Genomic DNA, 21,430 nt, shown 5'->3' on the forward strand with positions numbered 1-21,430 from the left:
CGAAGCGCTTTTTTTATTACATAGATTTTATTTGATTTTAGCGTGTGACTTTAAGTATTCGCTGTAATCTTCAAGTATCTGTTGACCACGAGATTGGCGGTAAAGCTGTTTTAATTGTTGCAATTGATCAGCAGGCATAGCGTTAACAGCAGCTGAATTTACATTAGAAACGGCTACAACCACTAACTCATTTGGTAAGTTCGCGGTAGTTACAGACCACATACCTGATTTTGGCGCAGGAACACTAAATGCTGCACGCTCAATTGCACGTTTTAAACCTTGTGAACGAGTAAATACACCCGCTGATTCAAAAGCAACTTTATTTTTCGCAACAACTTGTTCAGCTGGCTGAGTTTTGAATTCTGTCAGCATTGTAGCGATTTTCGCTTGAGCTGCTTTACGTGCTTTCTCATCAATTACTTTAGCTTTTACTTCATTCATTGCTTGGGCAAGTGGTTTAACACCAGCCGCATGATAGTCACGTACTTTAACCCAAACAGTATCTCCGTTCGCTAATTGAATATTAGATGAAGCATTACGATCGCCATTTTTCACATCATCATTAAACAATTTAATTTTTACGTTAGGATCACTTAAATATGGATTTTGAGTAGCTAAAGTTACACCGTTTAATGATTCGATTTTTGTACCTTTAACCTGCTGTACAACAGCATCTAAAGAATCATTACCAACAATCGTTTCATTCAAACTATTTACGGTATCTGAATAAACAGATGCAACTTTATTCTTTTCGACTTCTGCAATTAAACGTGGTTTCTCAGCTTCAAATGAAGGAATTTGGTTCGCCTGAGTCTCCGCTTCAATAATATGATAGCCATATTGTGTTTTTACTGGCTGAGAAATTTGACCATTTTTCAAGCTTAAAACAGTTTTATCAAATGCATCAGAGAAAACACCAGGTGCATATGCTTCAACTAATCCACCTTTCGTTTTAGAAGTTGGATCTTCAGAGAACTGAGCTGCTGCTTGAGCAAATGAAAGTCCACCCTGAATTTTTGCATATACATCTTTAGCAAGTTTTTGAGCTGCCGCATCATCACGAGCGTCTGTCGTAATAAGGATATGTTTCACTATGCGTTTAGCATCTTTTTGCTGAGTTTCTACGAACTTTGCATAAGCTTGTTTAAGCTCGGCATCTGTGGCTGGAGCTGGCTTAGCCATTAAAGACGGAGATAAAACAACATAATCTACATCAACAGAAGCAGGCTGTTTAAACTCATTCTGATGTTTGTTGTAGTAATCAGTAGCCTCTTGGTTCGATGCAGTTAAACCAGTTTTATAAGGGTCTAACTTAATACTAGCCAAATGCAATGTACGCTGTTCGGTTTGCAAATTCGCAATTTGCATTAAATCAACTTTACTCACTAAAGAATAATCTGCAAAAGTTGAAGTCAACATTTTTAAAGCGTGATCTTGACGTAAGCTAGCAATTAAACCTTCACTTGTCATGCCAATCGAACGCAAATAATTTTCATATAATTTTTGTGAAAACTGGCCATTTTCTTGCAAACTTGGCTGCTGAGCTAACATTTGCTCGATTTGAGCATCGCTTAAAGAAATACCTAATTTTTCAGCTTGTTGAATGAGCAAATTACGGGATACCAATATATCAAGAGCTTTGGCTTGAATTACCGGTAAATTAAGTAAACTTTCATCACCCTTTACAGCAGCTAAATATTGTTCTTTATACCTTTGCGTTAAAGTTTCAAGGTCTTTTTTTGATATGTCCTGTCCATTTACAGTTTTTGCGACATCTGCCTTGTTTCCCCTATTAAAATATCCTTCAATACCTACAAGCGCTAAAGGGGTCAAAAACAAAACTAAAAGGACTTTGCCGAGCCAACCCTTAATGACTGTACGAAACGATTCCATAAGTATTCCAATATTTTATTTCGAGGAGAATTTTAACTGAAAAACCACAATGAATGAATGAGCAATATTGGTCAATTCAGATTTTTAATAAAAAACGCGCCTATATTGGCGCGTTTAATCATCTTAAAAGATTAAGCAACTGAATCTTTAAGACCTTTACCAGCTTTAAAGCTAGGTACTTTTGTTGCTTTAATTTGAAGCTCTTCACCAGTTTTAGGGTTACGACCAGTACGTGCAGCACGTTCTTTAACACTGAAAGTACCAAAACCAACTAAAGTTACTGTGTCACCTTTTTTAAGTGCTTCAGTAATTGACGCAATTGTCGCATCGAGTGCCTTGCCTGCATCAGTCTTAGATACTCCCCCTTTTTCAGCAATTGCATCGATTAATTCTGATTTATTCATGAATAAAACATCCTCTTAATATCGTTTGTTTAAGGTCCAAGGCTATAGTTTAAAAGGCCATGACGCCTTTATAGCAATGCTTTGGGGGAAAACGCAATACTAGAGCAGAGCTTTTAGCAAAAATAAATGCTAAAAAACTGTTATATATTTGCTAAATCCCTACATTTTTTTACTTTTCATTCAATTTTGCCTTCAATTTCTGATTTTCTTCAATTAAAGCATCTACCTTTATATGCAGTTGAACTAGGAGTTGTTCAATGTGCTGTAAATCCTTCGGAGTGACCAAGCCAATTCTATTTAAAGAGTGGTTTACACTCGTATCTAAAATTTTCTCGACCTTGTCTTTTGTATCAGAAACCGACTCTTTTGCTTTTTCGGTTACTTTACCAACAGTTGTATCTGCTAAATCACCTGTTTTGGATTCTAACTCTTCCCCTACTTTGACTAATGAGTCAAATAGTTTGTTCCCTTCTTCTTCGGCACGTGAAAAAGCACCCAAACCTGCCAACCAGATTTGTTTAGTATACTTTCTAAAATCTAATGCAGATTTTCTAGAACTTTTTGATTTTGATTTATTTTTTTCTCCTTGCTCTTCTGCTTGTGTTTCTATGTTTGCATTATCCATTGATCTAAGCTCCTGATCGGATGAGAGAGACGAAGTGTTATTTAACCACAAAATATTCTTATAATAACAAAGTCAAGGCTTGATACATTTATGAAACTGTTCTACAAAACAATCATGTCATGTAAATATATTTAACAGGACATTGTGTTAAATTTGAGATAGGATGTCTCATTCTCTCAATTAATCTCTAATATTTAAGGATAAACTTTTATGAGTGAAACGCAACAAAGACAAAAACATCCACGTCTGTTGCTGAATATTGTTCTAATTATTTTAGAAACTTTTTTCTCATTTATTCTCACCCACGATGGTGTTCTTCGCTTGCAAGCGAAAAAGTTTATCGCCAATAAAATAACAATCCGTATTAATAGCTATTTGCCATTTTTCGACTTCTATGTGCAGTTTACGGAAAAAGGATTGCTATTTGATATTCACTCATATGACCGTCGGATTGATTTAGAAATTAATAGTACTCTCGTTGACCTTATCAAAATTTTTGTTTTTTCAAATCAACGTAGCCTGAATAACATGCGAATTGATGGGGATGCAGAGACTAAAAAAGAACTCATCGATTTAATTTCGCATCTCACTTTACCTAAGCTTCTAGCAGACTGGAAGCAGTGGTTCAACGCACCAGATGATGAAGCCGAAGCACTAGCCTCTCGCAAAAAAATTGCTCCATTACTTGAAAAAATCGACCAACAACGCTCAGAAATAAATTCGTTGCATGTCGAAATTAAACAGTATCAAAACCGAATTGCACGTTTACAACAGCGCCAACGGAACATTAACTTGTGCTTTGGTATAATTAGCCTAATATTTATTGTTTATTTCATATATAATTTGTGGGTAGCTTAACTTATTTTTTCTAATTTGATCCTGCACTTGAATTAAAAATAAAAAAACTTGACTATTTTAGTCGGGATTCATAAAATCCTATTATCTAGTCTTAACATGTGTATCGAATCATGCGCCTTACAACTCGCGGTCGCTACGCAGTGACTGCTCTACTTGATTTAGCTTTGCAGCCAACTGAACAAACGATCACGCTCGCCGAAATTGCCGCACGTCAATCTATTTCAGTTGCTTATTTAGAGCAGTTGTTCGCAAAACTTAAGCGTCATGGGTTAGTTTCTAGTGTTCGCGGTGCAAATGGTGGTTACCATTTGGCTCGAAACGCTGATGAAATTACTGTGTTAGAAATCATTGAAGCCGTAAATGAAACCGTTGATGCAACGCGTTGTGACCATAAAGGCAACTGCCAAAATGGTGCAATGTGTCTTACTCACGATTTATGGCAAGAACTCTCTCATCATATTGCCGACTATTTAGCTAAAATCACTCTTGCCAACCTCATTAGCCGAGACAACGTTCAAACTGTTGCATTACGCCAAAATGTAACTGGCACAGATTCAGCTCTTTTATCGGGTACAGGTATTTGATATGAAACGTCCAATTTATCTTGATTACGCAGCAACCACTCCAGTAGATCCGCAAGTTGCAGAACGTATGATGGAGTGTTTAACTTTCGACGGTACCTTTGGTAATGCTGCATCTCGTTCCCACGCTTATGGCTGGCAGGCAGAAGAAAAAGTTGAATATGCACGTGAGCAAGTCGCAAACTTAATTAAAGCTGACCCACGTGAAATCGTTTGGACTTCTGGTGCAACTGAATCAGACAACCTTGCTCTTAAAGGTGTTGCTCAATTCTATGCATCTAAAGGCAAACATATCATTACAAGTAAAATTGAACATAAAGCTGTTCTAGATCCTTGCCGTGAATTGGAAGAACAAGGTTTTGAAATCACTTATTTAGAGCCAGAACCACAAACAGGTTTAATTACTCCTGAGATGGTTAAGGCTGCCCTTCGCCCAGATACTATTCTTGTTTCACTTATGATGGTAAACAATGAAATTGGTACAGTTACAGATGTAGCAGCGATCGGTGAATTAACACGTGCAAATAAAACGTTTTTCCATGTAGATGCAGCACAAGCAGCTGGTAAAGTCGATATCGACTTATCTACTATGAAAATTGACCTAATGAGTTTCTCTGCTCATAAAATTTATGGTCCAAAAGGTATCGGCGCATTATATGTACGTCGTAGCCCACGTGTTCGTCTAAAAGCACAGATTCATGGCGGTGGACATGAACGTGGTATGCGTTCTGGTACTTTAGCGACTCACCAAATTGTTGGTATGGGTGAAGCTTTTGAACTTGCAGGCAAAACAATGCATGCAGAACAAGAACGTATTCGTAAACTTCGTGACAAACTTTGGAACGGTTTACAAGACCTTGAACAAGTATTCTTAAATGGCCACCCAACTCAAAACGTTGCTAACTATTTAAACGTCAGCTTCAACTTTGTTGAAGGTGAATCTTTAATGATGTCGCTTAAAGACGCTGCTGTATCAAGTGGTTCTGCTTGTACTTCTGCTACTTTAGAGCCTTCATATGTTCTTCGCGCATTAGGTTTATCTGATGAGCTAGCACACAGCTCAATTCGCTTTAGTTTTGGTAAATACACGACTGAAGAAGATATTGACCACGTGCTTACAATTACCAAAGCCGCTGTTGAGAAATTACGTGAACTTTCTCCGCTTTGGGATATGTACAAAGAAGGTATCGATCTTTCTACAGTTGAATGGGCAGAACACTAATTATTGAAATTAGTGTTTTAACCCTCATATTAATATTAGGCTGACCCCGAGGTTTGGAGAAGCGAAATGGCTTATAGCGAAAAGGTAATTGATCATTACGAAAACCCACGTAATGTTGGTGTTTTAGACAAAAACTCTGAGAATGTTGGTACAGGTATGGTGGGTGCACCTGCATGTGGCGACGTAATGCGTTTACAGATTCAAGTAAATGACAACGGTGTAATCGAAGAAGCACGTTTCAAGACTTATGGTTGCGGTTCTGCAATTGCATCAAGTTCACTTGTAACAGAATGGTTAAAAGGTAAGACTCTGGATGAAGCTCAAGCAATCAAAAACATTGATATTGCAACTGAGCTAGCTCTTCCGCCAGTAAAAGTTCACTGTTCTGTATTAGCTGAAGATGCAATTAAAGCTGCGATTGAAGATTATCGTAGTAAAAAATCAAAAGCTTAATTTGTTACCATTATAAACGTTGGAGTTTTCATGATTCATTTAACTGAAAATGCTGCGACTCATATTAGCAATTACCTTAAAAACCGAGGTAAGGGTGAAGGCATTCGCGTTGGTGTGAAAACTTCTGGTTGTTCTGGGTTGGCTTATGTTCTCGAATTTGTAGATGATATCGATGAACATGATCAAATTTTCGAACAATTCGGCGTTAAGGTTTTTGTAGATCCTAAAAGCTTAGTTTACTTAGACGGCTTAGAAATGGACTATGTTAAAAATGGCCTTAATGAAGGGTTCGAATTTAACAATCCTAATAAAAAGGGTGAATGTGGTTGTGGTGAGTCATTCACTGTTTAACCCTCTCCTTTCCTTTTTCTCATTAAAACAGTGCCTTTTAACAGCACTGTTTTAATGTATTTAATTAATGTGGACCTCATTTCTAATGAATCATTTTGAGTTGTTCAATTTACCTGTGGCACTCGATATCGATTTGGCAAGCTTGAAATCAAATTTCTTAAGTTTGCAACAACAATATCATCCAGATAAAGCCGCAGATAAAGATCAAGCATTGATCAAATCAAGTGAAATCAATCAAGCTTTTAAAACGCTTTCTCAAGTTGATAGCCGCGCTGCTTATCTTTTAGCTCTTAAAAAGCAAGATCATCATCTTGATCAATCTATTAGTGATTTCGAATTTCTACAATCCGCTTTAGAACTTCGTGAACAACTTGATGAAGCGACATCATCTGAACATTTACGTACTTTAAGATTAGAAGTACAACAATGGATTGATGGTTTGGTCCGTGAATTCAAAATTGATTACAGTGAAGAAGATTGGGCAGAAGCACGCGATACCGTACGTAAGTTACGTTTCTTTCAACGTGTTTTAAACGATATTGATAAAGCAGAAGATCAACTGTTAGATGATGAAGACAGTTTTGATTTAGACGACGATTTTTAATTTTGCTTTCTCTACTTTATTTTCAAGGGATTTAACTCATGGCACTTTTGCAAATTGCTGAACCGGGTCAATCCAGTGCCCCACACCAACATCGCATTGCGATTGGTATTGACCTAGGAACAACACACTCATTAGTTGCGACAGTGTTATCAGGCAAACCTAAAGTACTCAATGATGTTCAAAATAGAAGATTACTTCCTTCTATCGTTCATTATGGGGACAATACAACTCATTACGGTGAAGAAGCTAAACCGTTTATCATTGCAGATCCAAAAAATACAATTGTTTCTGTTAAACGATTTATGGGCCGTTCAAAGGCAGATATTAAATTTCAACACCCTTATGAGTTAGTAGGCTCAGAAAATGAAATGCCTGCTTTTGAAACCCGTGCTGGACGCAAAACACCAGTAGAAATCTCAGCTGAAATTTTAAAACAATTAAAAGATCGCGCTGAAGACAGTTTACAAAATCCTGTTAATGGAGCAGTAATTACAGTTCCTGCATATTTCGATGAAGCTCAGCGTCAAGCAACTCGCGATGCAGCTCAACTTGCCGGTTTAAATGTATTACGTTTATTAAATGAGCCTACAGCTGCCGCTGTAGCTTATGGATTAGATCAAGAAAGTAATTTAGCGACCGACCGTAATTATGTAATTTATGACTTGGGTGGCGGTACTTTTGACGTATCTATCTTACGTTTTTCACAAGGCGTATTTGAAGTTTTAGCGACTGGCGGTCACACTGCTTTAGGTGGTGATGACTTAGACCGTCTAATCGTAAAATGGGCTAAAAAACAGCTTAATATTGATGTATTAAGCGATGAAGATTATGCCGTATTTATTGTGGCAGCACGTCAAGCTAAAGAACAATTATCAACTCAAGATTCAGTTGAATTAAAGTTACTCGAAGCAACTCTCACACTAGATCGCCCTACATTTGAAAGCATTATTCAAGTAGCATTAGATAAAACGATTAGTGTTTGTAAGCGTGTACTGCGTGATGCAAAACTTGAGTTAACCGATATTCAAAATGTTGTTTTGGTAGGTGGTTCTACTCGCTCTTATGCTGTTCAAAAAGCAGTACGGGAAGTTTTTGCCCAAGAACCTCTTTGCACGATCAACCCGGATGAAGTGGTGGCAATTGGCGCTTCTATTACAGCCAACCAGTTAATCGGTAATAGCCAAGATGGCTCTCTTCTTTTAGATGTAACCCCTCTTTCTCTTGGTCTAGAGACTATGGGAGGACTCGTTGAGCGTCTGATATCTCGTAATACAGCGATTCCTGTTGCACGTCGTCAAGAGTTCACCACCTATCAAGATGGCCAAACTGCTATGTTAATTCATGTAGTTCAGGGCGAACGTGATTTAGTTGAACATTGCCGTTCATTAGGTAGATTTGTACTTCATGGCATTCCACCAATGACTGCAGGCCAAGCTCGTATTGAAGTCACTTTCCAAGTTGATGCAGATGGCTTACTCACCGTTTCTGCTCGTGAAGCAACTTCTGGCGTGCAAGCTCATATTGATATAAAACCATCTTATGGTTTATCTGAGGCAGATACGGAACGCTTATTAATTGAAGGTTTCCAACATGCCGAAGAGGACAAAAATCTTCGTCATTTAAAAGAAACTAAAGTTGAAGCAGAACGTGAGCTTGAGGCTCTTGAGCAAGCATTAAAAGTAGATGCGGATTTACTTGATGAAAAGCAGCTTGAAGCACTCAACTCTGCTAAGGAATCACTAAAAGCTCAGCTTGAAGGCAGTGATATCCAAGCGATTGAGCAAGCAGTTCAACAACTTAAAGTACATAGTGATGCTTTTGCAGCACTACGGATGAATCGACATATTGACCATGCCTTAAAAGGCACGAAGCTCGATGATTGGTCAAAATCAAATTAAAAGGTATAGGTGATCAATATGCCACGTATTAAAGTACTTCCTCACGCTCAATTTTGCCCAGAAGGAGCAGAATTTGAAGTTGAACAAAATGCAAATCTTTGCCAAAGTTTGCTCAACAAAGGAATCAAAATTGAACATGCTTGTGATATGTCTTGTGCATGTACAACTTGTCATGTGATCGTTCGTAAAGGCTTTGATAGCTTAGAAGAAATGAATGATGTTGAAGCCGATCTTCTAGACCGTGCTTGGGGGTTGGAACCTGACTCACGTCTTTCATGTCAGGTTAAAGTTGTAGATGAAGATCTTGAAATTGAGATTCCGAAATACACAATTAACCATGCTTCGGAAAATCACTAATAAATAATAAAAAAAAGCTGCTTAGGCAGCTTTTTTTATTTATATAAATTTATACCTGATCTTGTTCTTCATCGATATTTATAGGCTTAACTTCATCCTCAAGTCTAAGCTGAGCAACACCTTGAGTATTAACCAAATTTTGTTGAACTTTAATGCGCTGAATCATTTTTTCAAGCACTTCAACCAACTCAGGATATTCGTAGTTTTGTACTTCTTCTAAATTTAAAACTAAATGGAAACCTTTATATTCATAATCAAACCATTGTTGATGGTCTGATTTATTTCCTGTGTATTTTTCCATGACTTGCCATGTTTTTACTGCCCCTTGAATACCCTTTAAATAAATTGGGGTCTTAGGCGCACATAGAAAATCACTTTTGATCAATTGATAAGTATCATCAGAAATGAGTATTTCATCAATTTCAGCAGCATACTGTAAACGTGCCGCTAAATTTACGTCGCGACCTACAATCGTATAAGCCATACGATGGGTTGCTCCATAATTCCCTACGTGGCAATAACCTGTACTAATACCCATACGGATATGTAAGGCCGAATATCCCATTTTCTTCCATCGTTCGCGTAACAACTTCATTTGCTGACGCATAGCAATTGCCATTTCTACACAGGATTTGGCATCTTGCTCAACCCCTTGTGAATTCGGATCTCCAAAAAATATGAGAATTGCATCTCCCATAAATTTATCGACCGTCGCTTCATATTGCTTTGCAATTTCAGTCATATGACTTAAATAATCGTTAAGCAAGAAAGCTAAGTCATCAGGAATTAAAGTTTCTGATAGTTCAGTGAACCCCTGAATATCAGAAAAGAATACGGTCATTTTTTTACGTTTATATTCGATTTTTGCTTCAGCTTCCCCACGCATAATCGACTGCCATAATTGTAATGGAGCATAGCGGCTTAACTGATTAGCAAAAGCAATATAACGTGTCATCTGGTCATAATAATGCTGACGTTGCTGACTAATTTTTTTAACCCAGCGGTGTTGGTAATAATTTCCGATAGTAATAAACATTACCAAACCAAGTAAGGTAATTACTGTTAATTCTTGGCTTGTGGCTTCGAAATATGGATGAAAACCAAATAGGAAAAATGTACTCAAATAAAAAATAATCGCACCAAGCAAACTCGTTAAACAAATAACTGCAAAGGAAATACGACTATTAATTGCTGAGTAAAACAATGCAAAAAGCGCAATAAATGTTGGAACGAGATTAAGGTGCACTCCTGCCAGAGTAACAGCCACTACAATCGCATCTATTGCGAAAAAAACACTTTTTTGAGTTTTCTTATCAAACTGGTACTGCAACCAGTGTTCTAGTTTAGAACTGACAAAAAGTAAAAAAAGAAAAAAAGGAGGAATATAGATTTGATAATTAGTATTCGGTGAGGTAAAGGCATAGATCACTAAAATTAATGACAGAATTGAATATCCCATCAAACGATGAAAATATGCAAACTGCTTAGGTTCCCGATCTATAAACCTCTCTAATTGCACCCTATCCTCCACATTTCAATGTTGCCACATTGATATGTGGCATTACATTGATTTAATCCATGCGCCAATCAAAAGGCATATCACCTTGGCCACGTAGAGCAAGCATAAGAGTCTGACGCATATGAGCTAAAACATCACTTGTATATGGCACCGCTGGTGTACCCCATACAGGTTTCGGCCAAGCTACATCATTTTGATAGCGGACAACATGATGAAAATGCAATTGAGGCACCATATTACCTAAAGCTGCTACATTCATTTTATCAGCACGGAAAACGCGAGATAACTGGCTAGATAACCAGCTTGATTCACGTAGAAACTGTTCTTGGTCAGCTTGACTCAATTCGTATAGTTCCGTGATTCCTGGTACGCGTGGTACTAAAATCAACCAAGGAAATTGCATATCATTCATTAAACGACATGTTGAAAGCGGGAAATCGCCTACAAAAAAAGTATCTTGAGCAAGTTGTGGATGCAAACTAAACATATCTTTTATAAATGACAATAAACAATAATGGCTAATACTATCACATCAGTTTTGATGTGAATATTATTAGTAGCCCGTTTGCTTACAAATAACAATGATTTTATGCACTTATTCATATCTCAAGGTATAAATAGTGCATAAAATCCGATTACAACAAAACAAATGTCCTAATTAGCTAGCACTGGTTAGAAAAATAGGTCTCAGGCATGTAGTTCACTCATCAATTTTTGCAATAAATCATTGATAAATTGAATTCGTTTTTCATACTCTTCAAGCTGCACCATCACCTTCAAACGTTGTCCGCCTTCCATACGGTAATAAGTCGGATTTTTTTGCATTAACTGAATAATACTAATGGCCTGAACTGGCGTATCTGGTGAAAACTCAATATTTCCACCTTGAGTATTAATATCAATTTTCGTAATACCTAAATGTTCTGCTTTCAAACGGATTTGATGCACGCTAAATAAGTGCTTAACCGACTGCGGTGGAATACCGAAACGGTCAATAAGCTCCATACGGATGTTATCTAGTTTTTCCTGTGTATCGGTATTACTAATACGTTTATAGAATAATAGACGTTGATGAACATCACCCAGATAATCATCTGGAATAAGTGCAGGAATATGTAAGTTAATTTCGGCAGTTAACGACAATGGAGCATCAAAATTCGGGGTTTTACCCTGTTGAATTGCTTTAGTCGCTTTCTCAAGCATTTCCATATACAAGCTATATCCTATCGCCTGCATTGAGCCACTTTGTTGCTCGCCTAACAATTCGCCTGCTCCACGAATTTCCAAATCTTCCGTAGCGAGCATAAAGCCTGCACCTAATGTCGAAGCACGTTGAATCGCATCAAGGCGTTTTTCGGCATCACCTTTTAAGTGTTTAATTGAAGGTACTAATAAATACGCGTATGCTTGGTGATGCGAACGACCTACACGGCCACGTAACTGGTGTAATTGCGCTAAACCAAGTTTATCCGCACGTTCAATCAAAATTGTATTGGCATTTGGAACATCGATACCTGTCTCAATAATGGTTGAGCACACCAGCACATTATATTCTTTGTGATAGAACTGCTGCATAACTTGCTCAAGTTCGCGTTCACGCATTTGTCCATGTGCTACCGCTACACGTGCTTCGGGTACAAGCACACGAATATTTTCGGCAGCTCGCTCAATGGTCTCTACTTCATTATGTAAGAAATAAACTTGTCCACCGCGAAGTAACTCACGCAAAATCGCTTCCTTGATTGAAGCATCTGTATGCTCTTGCACAAAGGTTTTTACTGCTAATCGACGGGCTGGCGGAGTCGCAATAATCGACAAATCACGCATACCCGAAAAAGCCATATTAAGCGTACGAGGAATTGGCGTTGCTGTAAGTGTCAACATATCAACATCGGCACGTAAAGCTTTGATACGCTCCTTATCACGCACACCAAAGCGATGCTCCTCGTCTACAACCATTAAGCCTAAATCTTTAAACTGAACATTCTCTTGTAGAAGCTTATGTGTACCTACCACAATATCGACTTTACCATTTGCCAAGTCTTCAATATTTTTCAAATGTGTTTTGTTTGAACCAAAACGTGAGAGCACTTCAATACGTACTGGCCAATCAGCAAAACGGTCTTTAAAAGACTCATAATGTTGTTGAGCTAGTAAAGTCGTAGGAACTAAAACAGCGACCTGTTTGCCATTTTGTACCGCTACAAATGCTGCACGCATGGCCACTTCGGTTTTACCAAAACCTACGTCACCACACACCAACCTATCCATTGGTTTTGCTTGCTGCATATCATAGAGCGTGGCTTCAATTGCATTAGCCTGATCAAGTGTTTCTTCATACGCAAAACCGCTTGCAAATTGCATATAGAGCGACTGATCCAGTTCAAAAGCAAAGCCAGGTTTTGACTGACGACGTGCCTGAATATGTAAAAGCTCAGCTGCAACGTCATGAATTTGCTCTAATGCTTTACGCTTAGCTTTACTCCAAGCATCAGTTCCGATTTTATGTAACGGTGCTAAATCCGGGTCGCCACCACTATAACGGCTAATCAGATGCAAGTTCGTTACTGGAACATAGACTTTTGCATCTTCGGCATAATCTAGTTGTAAGAACTCGTAGTCTTGTCCTTCAATCGCGAGTGTAATTAAACCAGCATAACGCCCCACACCATGATCGATATGTACAACAGGAGCACCAATGCTTAGCTCAGTTAAGCTTCGAATCAAAAACTCTTCTGAAACTTCCTGTTGACGCTTGCGACGACGCTGTACAACTCGGTGCTCGTAAAGCTGATTTTCTGAAATAACCGTTAATTGATCAGTTAAAAGTAAACCACGATCTAAAGGTGCATTAGTAATAGCAATTGCGAACTGACTAATTTGGAATTGCTCAAAATTCTCTACATTCGGAATCTCACCTAAACTTGAACGCAACGCATCTTTTAAGCTTTCACGACGTCCTGCACTTTCCGCAACCAATAGAACGGGATGATTTGCTTCATCAATATATTTTTTTACGGCACTAAATGGTTTTTCTTTTTTCGGATCGACTGGCAACTTGGGTGGTTGTTCAGTTTTAAGATTAAGTGCACCAGCTTTTTCTTCAATAGTTTCTACGCTTACAAGCATTCGTGGAAACTGGTTTAAAGCACTTAGCAGATGATTTGGAGAAATAAATAGCTCTTCTGGAGCAAGAATAGGTTGATCCATATTATGGCGTCGGTCTTCATAACGACGCATAACTTCTTTCCAGAAACTCGTTAAATCAGTATCAATATCATTAGTTGTAATTACAATGCAATTCTTTGGTAAGTATGTTGTAAACATACTTTGTGACTGCATTTGTTCTTTATTAAAAAATAGCGGTAAATAAAATTCAATACCAGGCGATGCTATACCATCTAAAACGTCCTGATAAATTGGATTTTTCTTAGGATTGGCAGTAGGAAAAAACTCAGAATAACGATCTCTAAATACAGAACGTCCTTCTTTTAAAGGGAATTCTTTCGCGGGTAAAACCGTAAAACTTTTTAGTGTGGTTGTTGTTCTTTGAGTTTCAGGGTCAAAGAATTTTAAAGAATCAATTTCATCGTCAAATAAATCTATGCGGATTGGAGATTCTTGACCCGATGCAAAAATATCCATAATACTGCCGCGTACAGCAAACTCACCATGGTCATAAACTGTATCTACTAAGTGGTAGCCCGCCTGAACTAACCTTAATTTTTGTTGTTCTAAATCAAATTTTTGCCCCACTTTTATATCAAAGTGTTCTCCCAATACCCATGAGTAAGGTGCAACCCGTTGAGCCAAGGTACTTGCTGAAATCAGTAATACGCCTTGCTGAGGCATATTAGATAAAATAGCAAGACGTTCTGACACAATATCTTGATGGGGAGATAAACGGTCATAAGGCAAAATTTCCCAATCCGGAAAAATTGTCGGCTTAACTCCATAAAACTCAAGTTCACTTTCTAATTGAGCAACATGTTGGTTGTTTCTAGCAACTAATACCAATAAAGAAGAATGCTGCGTGGCAATTTCTTTAAGCAATAAAGCTGCTGATGAACCTAATAATGACCCCACCCAACGCTTTTCACCGGCCTTGAGCTGTTGCAAATTCAATTGAGAGATTTCTTGTTGAAACATGTATATGGCTTTTATGAGCTAAAAAGATATGAGGTTAATAGTAGCATGATGTTTTTAGTGAATTGAGTTATTTTTCTGCAATCAAGCTACTACTTTGTGATACTTTTTTATAGTTCTTAAACAATCATTTGAAGTTATTTGTCTCGTAAAAACATCACATAATATTGGTTTAATACCTGTATGATTGCTTTAAGCTCAAGTAACTTTTCTTGTGTATTACCTAACCTTTCCACATATCGTTGCGTTGCAATCTCTAAATCAATCTTTTCATTAATTTGTGGTGTAATTTGAAATAGCTTAGGTAAGTTATCAAAATTCTGTAATTTACGATTTGAAAAATACTCAAGGTGCTCTGACCACTTTTCATTAATCACGACATCTTTAATAACCGGACCACGCTCTGAATCAAAACTGAGCTGATTCTCTTGTAAATAAATTTGTTCTGGTGTCTCTTTCGAACCTTGAAAAAGTTGGGTTAATTTTTTAAACATCTTATCACATCATATTAATTTCAATTTATATAGTAGAGGCAATTCACCTCTACCATCTAAGTTTATTTTTAATGCCTACTCGTCACCCAAGCCATCTAGAAAATCTACTGTTGGTACGAAAAATAGAGTTCCTGTTTGGGCAGTACTAAAGTCAAGTAATCGATCAAGATTACCTTGCTCATTTCCTAAGAACATATTTTCAAGCATTTGACGTGTCGTACTAAATTTACGTGAGTAACCAATAAAAAAAGTACCATATTCATTTTTGGATGGATTCGAAAAAGGCATATTTGCACGCATAATTTTTAGTTCATTGCCTTCTGCATCATGTGCTTTACTTACTACATTATGTGCTGTTAAAGGCTTCTCGTCATCATCAAGCTCAATATCGTTGAACTTTTTACGCCCGATAACTCTTTCTTGTTCCTCATCGCTTAATGCACGCCATTTTTCCATATCATGGGTATATTTTTGGATAAATGCATAACTTCCCCCAATAAAGTCAGGATCTTCGTTACCCACTAATGCCCATTGTGCAGCAATTACAGGTTCAGGATTTTCTGTTCCATCTACAAAGCCAATAATCGCACGCCCATCGAAATAACGAAAACCATGCACTTCATCAATTGGGTAAGTTACTTTACCTAACTGTTCATTGATGATACTTCCTAACTCATAACATAAAGCCTGTCGATCAGCACGAATATGAAAGAATAAATCCCCGGGTGTTGAAACGGCTGTGTATTTTGGGCCTTTGATTTCTTGAAATGTTTCTAATTCTTGAGGCTTTGCTTGCTGTGGAAATAAAATATCCCACGCGTTTGAGCTAAAACCTAATATGGCATTAAATTTAGTTTCAGGATAACGGTTAGACAAACTTCTGGTTAACGCTGAGAATTTACCAGCAAAATCTTTTACTTTTTCTACAACAGAATCACCTTGAGCTAATCCTAATACAATAAATAAAGCATTTTCTCCAGGATGACTCGTTACAGGCTGAATTCTCATACATTCCATAAAACAGGCCTTATTTTGGTAATTTAAGGTAGTAATCTAGCATATTCATGTTTTTATCGTATGATTTCTTATTGTTGTCGCTTCTTAAAAGAGACTGAGTTATCTCAATCTCTAGCGTGTTTTTCTCATTTATATTTTAACTGCCATATTGTTTTTTTAGGTACTTTACAATTTCCGCAGATTCAAACATTTTAACGCCTGTATTTGGGTCCACTAAATAAGGCACTTGCATTTTACCTTGCATGACCGGCAACAATTTTTCTCGCTTTCCCTCTTTTAAAGGTTCATATTTGCCCGGTTTTAACCGAAGAATCGCAGGCCCCATATCTTGCCATCTTTCTTTGGCAACACTATGTAAAATGTAAGGTAGCTCAAGCTCACTTAATACACTTCTTACTACTCTTGAATACGGACTTGCTTCAAAGCTCCATAGTTCAAGTTTATGCTCAGGCGCAGCTCTATTTACTATTTTTTTATTAATCCAGACACCACGAGCACCATTTAATAATGTTCCGGCAAACGCCAGATATGGCATTTTTGGATAATTTGAAAACTTATCAGGAGTTTGGCCTGTCTTACCATAGTATTTAAATAAATGATGAATAATATCTTGTGATTCGTATAATTTGTCACCTGTATTTTCATCAATAAAAAAAGGAAACTGTAATTTACCGCCAATTTCTTTAACGATGGAGCGATATTTTAATCCACCTTTCGGGCATGGATAAATTTCGACATCCAAATTTAAAAGTGTAATCACTTCACGAACGCGGCGACAAAATGGTGAACCCTCAAATTCATAAAGTTTAAGAGCTCTAACAGGCTGTTTAGGAAATGCTGTACCTGTAACACCTCTACCACCTTCAGCAATTGCAGACGCTAATGCTTGCAGTACTTTAATTTGATGATTCACCATTATGCATTCCTTGAATTGTGGAGCTAGACTAGTTTTTCTTTAGCAATCACAATTCCATTATTATCTGCATAGATAAAATCACCAGATTGAATTGTGACTCCACCAAAATACAAAGGAATATCTACTTCACCAATGCCCTTACGGTTACTTTTTTGCGGAATTGCAGCCAATGCATGTACACCTAAATCTAAGGTTGCAAGTGCATCAACATCACGTACACAGCCATAAATAACCACACCATTCCAGTTATTTTTAACTGCTGATTCCGCAATCATATCTCCCATAAGTGCACAGCGCATTGAAGCACCACCATCCACAACCAATACCTTCCCTGTACCATCTGTAGCCAATAACTCTTTTACACGCGAGTTATCTTCAAAACACTTTACAGTCACAACTTGTCCGCCAAAAGTTTGACGTGCGCCATAGCTTTTAAAGAACTTACCGTCCATTGATGGCGTGACCACTTGCAAATCTTTTTCCGGATTGTCATCTAATAAATCACATGTCACAAATGGTACTGTCGACACTTTTATTCTCCCTTATCGAGTTTGTTGTATGCTGAGATTATCATATCGTTTAAAAGCTTCAATTTGCGTTAGTGCCGCTACGACCATGGTATGAGCCAATTGCTCTGCTGTAACTGGTTTATATTTGAAAGGCTTAGTCCATTTATTTTCAATAAGTTTAAATAAACTTTGTCCTAAATCTTCAATAAAACGCACATCGCTACGCTTACCAATCAGTAGAGAAGGTCTAAAAATAGATAATTTTTCGATTCCTAAACTTTGAATATAATCTTCTAATTCGCCTTTTACTTTATTGTAGAAAATTGGTGAATTAGCATTTGCCCCAAGTGCACTAACAATTAAAAAATGAATATGTTTATCTTGGATTAAGTCTGCAAAGTGAGCATTTATCTCATAATCAACTGCATAAAAGCCTTGTTTTGAGCCCGCTATTTTTAAAGTTGTACCTAAGCAACTAAATGCATGAGTATGACCATTCACATCTTCATCATTGAGCAATAAAAAATCGTCTATAACGAGCTGAGTAACTTTCTTATATGTATTAAGTAGTTGTGATTCTTTTCTTACTACAACGGTAATGGCCTCAAATTCTGGTGTTTGCTCAAGTTGTTCAACAAGCGCTAAACCAACGAGTCCTGTAGCACCTACTACAATTGCTTTTTTCGTACTTATAGTCATTTTTTATCCAACCCTCTTTAAGTTTGTATCAAATTTAACCTTTTCTTACGGTTTTAGCAGCCCCTAAAACCGCTTAAAATGCTCTCAAGGCTTGACTTCACGGTATTGATTCATCACAATATGGCACTTGTTTACGGGCTGGTGATGGTTGCACCAGTTTACTGGATTGACCACAGCCCGCCCAGACCAACTTATTTTCAAGGAGTGCAAGAGTGGCAAACTCTGCTCAAGCTAAAAAACGTGCGCGCCAAAACGTTAAAGCGCGTAAACACAACGCAAGCTTGCGTTCTATGGTTCGTACTTACATCAAACGTACTTTAAGTGCAATCGCTGGTGGTGATTATGCTGTTGCTACAGAAGCTTACAAAAAAGCTGTTCCTGTAATCGACCGCATGGCTGATAAAGGCATCATCCACAAAAATAAAGCTGCTCGTCATAAGAGCCGTTTAAATGCTCAAGTTAAAGCTTTAGCTAACTAATTGAAGCATGTAAAAAAAGCCCAACAGGGCTTTTTTTATTGTCTATGTTTTTGTGTTTACTGTACTTTATGGAACTCAGAAACATCTAACTCGTAAGTTTTGCCTCTCCAAATCCACTTTAATTTACAATTTGGAAATTCATCACCTTCAAACCATACAAACAGCCCTTCCATCATGGCAGGCCAATCTGCTTTTTGTATTTGGTTATTGCCTGAAATTACCGCAACAATCGCTGCAATAATTGTGTCGTGACTTACAGCTAAACTTAGACCACTTTTTGTTTTAGGATGAGTTTGATAGATCAGCTCTAATACATCTAATACGCCAGTAATTGGATGTTTCATACCCGGTAAGGCATTGTTCACAAAGCTATTAATAAAACCAAGTGCCCCTTGTTTACGGAAATAAGGCGCCGCCTGCTGAATATCCAGTACAAAGCTACCAGGTTCAACCAACAAACCTTGTTCAACTATTTCAATTGTATGTGTATTCGGCTCAGGACTCACCCCATCTGCTCCTTCAATCATAAGTGCAGCAGTGTCTACACAACGTTGAATTGGGCTAGAAATGCAATGTTGAATTACACGATCCGTGTTTTTAATTAAATAGCTACCCCATTCCTGAGCAAGCTCACGTCCTTGCGGTGTAAGCTGGAGGTCGTATCCTGCCAAGCCTTGCCCATCTACCAGCTCTCTTAAGGAGTGACGTGTAAAAAGGGTTACAGGGGTCGAAGCATCAGGCAATAAATCAATTGCTTCAAACATGCTTTTAGGCAATAAATCGAGTGCCATTTTTATCTTGTCATCTTTTCTCAATATTTTGCCACTATAGCATGTCTACAATAACTCTCAATCCAAAACACCTGATTGAGCTAAAGCTTCAAATGCTATTTTTTTGCTTTCCTGATCACGAAATGCGATAAAGCCCCCATTTAATACGGTATCACGCTGGTTATATTCAAAGGGCTTACCTGTTAGAGTGAGTAAACCTCCACCTATACTTTCTAATAATCCTTGACCTGAGCTGGTATCCCATTCTGATGTCGGATGAAATCTAGGATAAATATCGATCTCTCCTTCTAACATCATACAAAACTTATAAGCGCTGCCTGCTTCACGTCGAATTACGGTACGAATCTTTTCAATAGGTTCAATGAATTTCTGATATTTCGGATTTTTACTACTATGACTTAAACCAATTTGTACAGGAGCTTGTTTTGAATAAGGTGTTTTTTGATATTGATACCATTGTTGTTGGCTAAAGCTATATTTAAAAGGTAAATCTTTTAAATAACCTAAATAAACAACTTGCTCACATGGCACAACAATCACCGAAAAAATCGTTTCACGCCCTTCAATCAAACTCAAGTTTATCGTGAACTCATCTCGCTCATGTATAAACTCTTTCGTACCATCAAGTGGATCTAGCATCCAGCAAGAAGACCAAGCATGGCGAGCGCTATAGTCACTTTCTTCCGATAAAACCGGTAACTCAGGTGTAATTTCTGCAAGATGCTTTAATAAAAAACGATTTACCTTTAAATCTGCTTGCGTTACAGGTGAATCATCATGTTTTTCTTCAATCGTAAATTCATATCCAGCCGAATAATTTTGATATTCTTGTAATAAGATTTGGCTAGCTTCTTCCAAGATTGGTAGTAACTGTTCAATTAAAGCATCATTGGGGCGAGTTGTTGTTATAAACATAAATAAGCTCTATTTACTTTCCTTTTCATTATAAGTGAATTATGACAAATTCAATATTCACCAACAGTCTAGTATCCTTACAAAAAGACTTAACTTTTTATTAAGAACACTATTATTCCTTCAACAGCTGAATCTTTATATTTTAACTTGATTAGACGCTTATTACTCAAGAGAAAGCTCAGTTAATTTTTGTATAGAAAATATGCTATAACTTATGAAAAATAAACAACTTAAAGTAAATTCAACCATTTCTTTTTCACGCATTTCTTGCTATGTTCAATAGCACAATAACAAAATGGAAGACTAAATATGATGCTATATGGATATCACTTCTCAACAATTGAAAATAACTGGGAAGACTTAACTCCATTAAATGAGTTTTTACAAACATTTGCAGATGATGATGGTGATGTCTCCCAAAGAGATAAAGAATCACTTAAAGAAATTATTGCTAAATCCGATACAGCTTTGGCCTTAGCTAAAGAAATGGGTTGGGATGGCAGTTATACAGGCTGTCCTTATTTATTTTGGTTACCAAGTAAAAATACGCAATCTTTTGAATATGGATTTGTTTTTAAACAAACCTCAGATAACTCAACTTTTGTAATCTCACCGATTGAATTGGCTTATCTGGCGCAAGATGAGCAGGTACAAACTTTAAGTAAGAATATTGATTAAATATCAAAGGTTATTGACTTA

The 21,430-nt window shown here is 37.3% G+C and carries 23 protein-coding genes; 10 read left to right on the plus strand and 13 right to left on the minus strand.

Annotated features, from left to right (window positions below; all coding sequences use genetic code 11):
• Positions 1 to 27: 27 nt before the first annotated feature.
• The 3 genes from RFX69_RS15880 to RFX69_RS15890 form a co-directional block, all read right to left on the minus strand.
• A complete protein-coding gene (locus RFX69_RS15880; RefSeq protein ID WP_215763631.1) occupies positions 28 to 1,893 on the minus strand; it encodes a SurA N-terminal domain-containing protein in 1,866 nt (621 codons plus the stop codon).
• A gap of 131 nt (positions 1,894 to 2,024) precedes the next feature.
• On the minus strand, positions 2,025 to 2,297 hold the full coding sequence (locus tag RFX69_RS15885; RefSeq protein WP_001043034.1) for an HU family DNA-binding protein: 273 nt from the start codon (positions 2,295 to 2,297) through the stop codon (positions 2,025 to 2,027).
• 169 nt (positions 2,298 to 2,466) lie between these two features.
• A complete protein-coding gene (locus RFX69_RS15890; RefSeq protein ID WP_000368000.1) occupies positions 2,467 to 2,922 on the minus strand; it encodes a phasin family protein in 456 nt (151 codons plus the stop codon).
• A gap of 210 nt (positions 2,923 to 3,132) precedes the next feature.
• On the opposite strand from RFX69_RS15890, the gene RFX69_RS15895 reads away from it, so the two are divergent.
• The 8 genes from RFX69_RS15895 to fdx all read left to right on the plus strand — a co-directional run bounded on the left by RFX69_RS15895 (position 3,133) and on the right by fdx (position 9,246).
• Positions 3,133 to 3,780 (plus strand): hypothetical protein, encoded by a 648-nt coding sequence (locus RFX69_RS15895; RefSeq protein WP_000005343.1) that lies wholly within the window; start codon positions 3,133 to 3,135, stop codon positions 3,778 to 3,780.
• Positions 3,781 to 3,890: 110 nt separating this feature from the next.
• Positions 3,891 to 4,364 carry an Rrf2 family transcriptional regulator gene (locus tag RFX69_RS15900; protein WP_001241480.1) on the plus strand — a complete coding sequence of 158 codons (474 nt, stop codon included), beginning with the start codon at positions 3,891 to 3,893 and terminating at the stop codon, positions 4,362 to 4,364.
• Between the two features lies 1 nt (position 4,365).
• A complete protein-coding gene (locus RFX69_RS15905; protein WP_000828390.1) occupies positions 4,366 to 5,583 on the plus strand; it encodes an IscS subfamily cysteine desulfurase in 1,218 nt (405 codons plus the stop codon).
• A 66-nt stretch (positions 5,584 to 5,649) separates the two neighbouring features.
• Complete coding sequence (gene iscU, locus RFX69_RS15910; RefSeq protein ID WP_000331712.1) at positions 5,650 to 6,036, plus strand: Fe-S cluster assembly scaffold IscU; 387 nt, start codon at positions 5,650 to 5,652, stop codon at positions 6,034 to 6,036.
• Between the two features lie 30 nt (positions 6,037 to 6,066).
• Positions 6,067 to 6,387: an iron-sulfur cluster assembly protein IscA gene (gene iscA / locus RFX69_RS15915; RefSeq protein ID WP_000581597.1), complete on the plus strand. Its 321-nt coding sequence runs from the start codon at positions 6,067 to 6,069 to the stop codon at positions 6,385 to 6,387.
• Between the two features lie 85 nt (positions 6,388 to 6,472).
• Complete coding sequence (hscB, locus tag RFX69_RS15920) at positions 6,473 to 6,991, plus strand: Fe-S protein assembly co-chaperone HscB (RefSeq protein ID WP_001015254.1); 519 nt, start codon at positions 6,473 to 6,475, stop codon at positions 6,989 to 6,991.
• Positions 6,992 to 7,029: 38 nt separating this feature from the next.
• Complete coding sequence (gene hscA, locus RFX69_RS15925; protein WP_001196574.1) at positions 7,030 to 8,889, plus strand: Fe-S protein assembly chaperone HscA; 1,860 nt, start codon at positions 7,030 to 7,032, stop codon at positions 8,887 to 8,889.
• 18 nt (positions 8,890 to 8,907) lie between these two features.
• Positions 8,908 to 9,246 (plus strand): ISC system 2Fe-2S type ferredoxin, encoded by a 339-nt coding sequence (fdx, locus tag RFX69_RS15930; protein WP_001137383.1) that lies wholly within the window; start codon positions 8,908 to 8,910, stop codon positions 9,244 to 9,246.
• 49 nt (positions 9,247 to 9,295) lie between these two features.
• On the opposite strand, the gene RFX69_RS15935 is transcribed toward fdx, so the two are convergent.
• The 8 genes from RFX69_RS15935 to RFX69_RS15970 all read right to left on the minus strand — a co-directional run bounded on the left by RFX69_RS15935 (position 9,296) and on the right by RFX69_RS15970 (position 18,546).
• The gene (locus RFX69_RS15935) at positions 9,296 to 10,765 is read right to left on the minus strand and encodes an adenylate/guanylate cyclase domain-containing protein (RefSeq protein ID WP_004841319.1); all 1,470 of its coding nucleotides are present in this window, start codon (positions 10,763 to 10,765) and stop codon (positions 9,296 to 9,298) included.
• Between the two features lie 52 nt (positions 10,766 to 10,817).
• Positions 10,818 to 11,252: an HIT domain-containing protein gene (locus tag RFX69_RS15940; protein ID WP_000492048.1), complete on the minus strand. Its 435-nt coding sequence runs from the start codon at positions 11,250 to 11,252 to the stop codon at positions 10,818 to 10,820.
• 200 nt (positions 11,253 to 11,452) lie between these two features.
• Positions 11,453 to 14,914 carry a transcription-repair coupling factor gene (gene mfd / locus RFX69_RS15945; protein ID WP_215763589.1) on the minus strand — a complete coding sequence of 1,154 codons (3,462 nt, stop codon included), beginning with the start codon at positions 14,912 to 14,914 and terminating at the stop codon, positions 11,453 to 11,455.
• Positions 14,915 to 15,048: 134 nt separating this feature from the next.
• Entirely contained in the window at positions 15,049 to 15,405 is a 357-nt protein-coding gene (locus RFX69_RS15950) for a hypothetical protein (protein WP_000473795.1), read from the minus strand.
• 75 nt (positions 15,406 to 15,480) lie between these two features.
• Positions 15,481 to 16,413 carry a Dyp-type peroxidase gene (locus tag RFX69_RS15955; RefSeq protein ID WP_024432221.1) on the minus strand — a complete coding sequence of 311 codons (933 nt, stop codon included), beginning with the start codon at positions 16,411 to 16,413 and terminating at the stop codon, positions 15,481 to 15,483.
• A 145-nt stretch (positions 16,414 to 16,558) separates the two neighbouring features.
• Entirely contained in the window at positions 16,559 to 17,341 is a 783-nt protein-coding gene (locus tag RFX69_RS15960; RefSeq protein ID WP_085916949.1) for a glutathione S-transferase N-terminal domain-containing protein, read from the minus strand.
• 20 nt (positions 17,342 to 17,361) lie between these two features.
• Positions 17,362 to 17,868, minus strand: coding sequence for a ribonuclease E activity regulator RraA (gene rraA / locus RFX69_RS15965; protein ID WP_000108826.1), 507 nt, complete (start codon positions 17,866 to 17,868; stop codon positions 17,362 to 17,364).
• A gap of 12 nt (positions 17,869 to 17,880) precedes the next feature.
• Positions 17,881 to 18,546 carry an NAD(P)H-binding protein gene (locus RFX69_RS15970; protein ID WP_000156076.1) on the minus strand — a complete coding sequence of 222 codons (666 nt, stop codon included), beginning with the start codon at positions 18,544 to 18,546 and terminating at the stop codon, positions 17,881 to 17,883.
• A gap of 212 nt (positions 18,547 to 18,758) precedes the next feature.
• On the opposite strand from RFX69_RS15970, the gene rpsT reads away from it, so the two are divergent.
• Positions 18,759 to 19,025, plus strand: a complete 267-nt coding sequence (gene rpsT / locus RFX69_RS15975) for a 30S ribosomal protein S20 (RefSeq protein WP_000013652.1) — start codon at positions 18,759 to 18,761, stop codon at positions 19,023 to 19,025.
• A 56-nt stretch (positions 19,026 to 19,081) separates the two neighbouring features.
• Here rpsT and RFX69_RS15980 read toward each other — a convergent pair whose 3' ends face one another.
• Positions 19,082 to 19,816, minus strand: a complete 735-nt coding sequence (locus RFX69_RS15980) for a histidine phosphatase family protein (RefSeq protein ID WP_001162376.1) — start codon at positions 19,814 to 19,816, stop codon at positions 19,082 to 19,084.
• A 57-nt stretch (positions 19,817 to 19,873) separates the two neighbouring features.
• A complete protein-coding gene (locus RFX69_RS15985) occupies positions 19,874 to 20,731 on the minus strand; it encodes a 3'(2'),5'-bisphosphate nucleotidase CysQ (RefSeq protein ID WP_000471049.1) in 858 nt (285 codons plus the stop codon).
• Positions 20,732 to 21,040: 309 nt separating this feature from the next.
• On the opposite strand from RFX69_RS15985, the gene RFX69_RS15990 reads away from it, so the two are divergent.
• Complete coding sequence (locus RFX69_RS15990) at positions 21,041 to 21,409, plus strand: hypothetical protein (protein WP_000979740.1); 369 nt, start codon at positions 21,041 to 21,043, stop codon at positions 21,407 to 21,409.
• The last annotated feature ends 21 nt before the right edge of the window (positions 21,410 to 21,430 follow it).

The sequence above is a fragment of the Acinetobacter sp. 148 genome (assembly GCF_031196675.1).
GTDB classification, from domain to species: Bacteria; Pseudomonadota; Gammaproteobacteria; order Pseudomonadales; family Moraxellaceae; genus Acinetobacter; species Acinetobacter baumannii.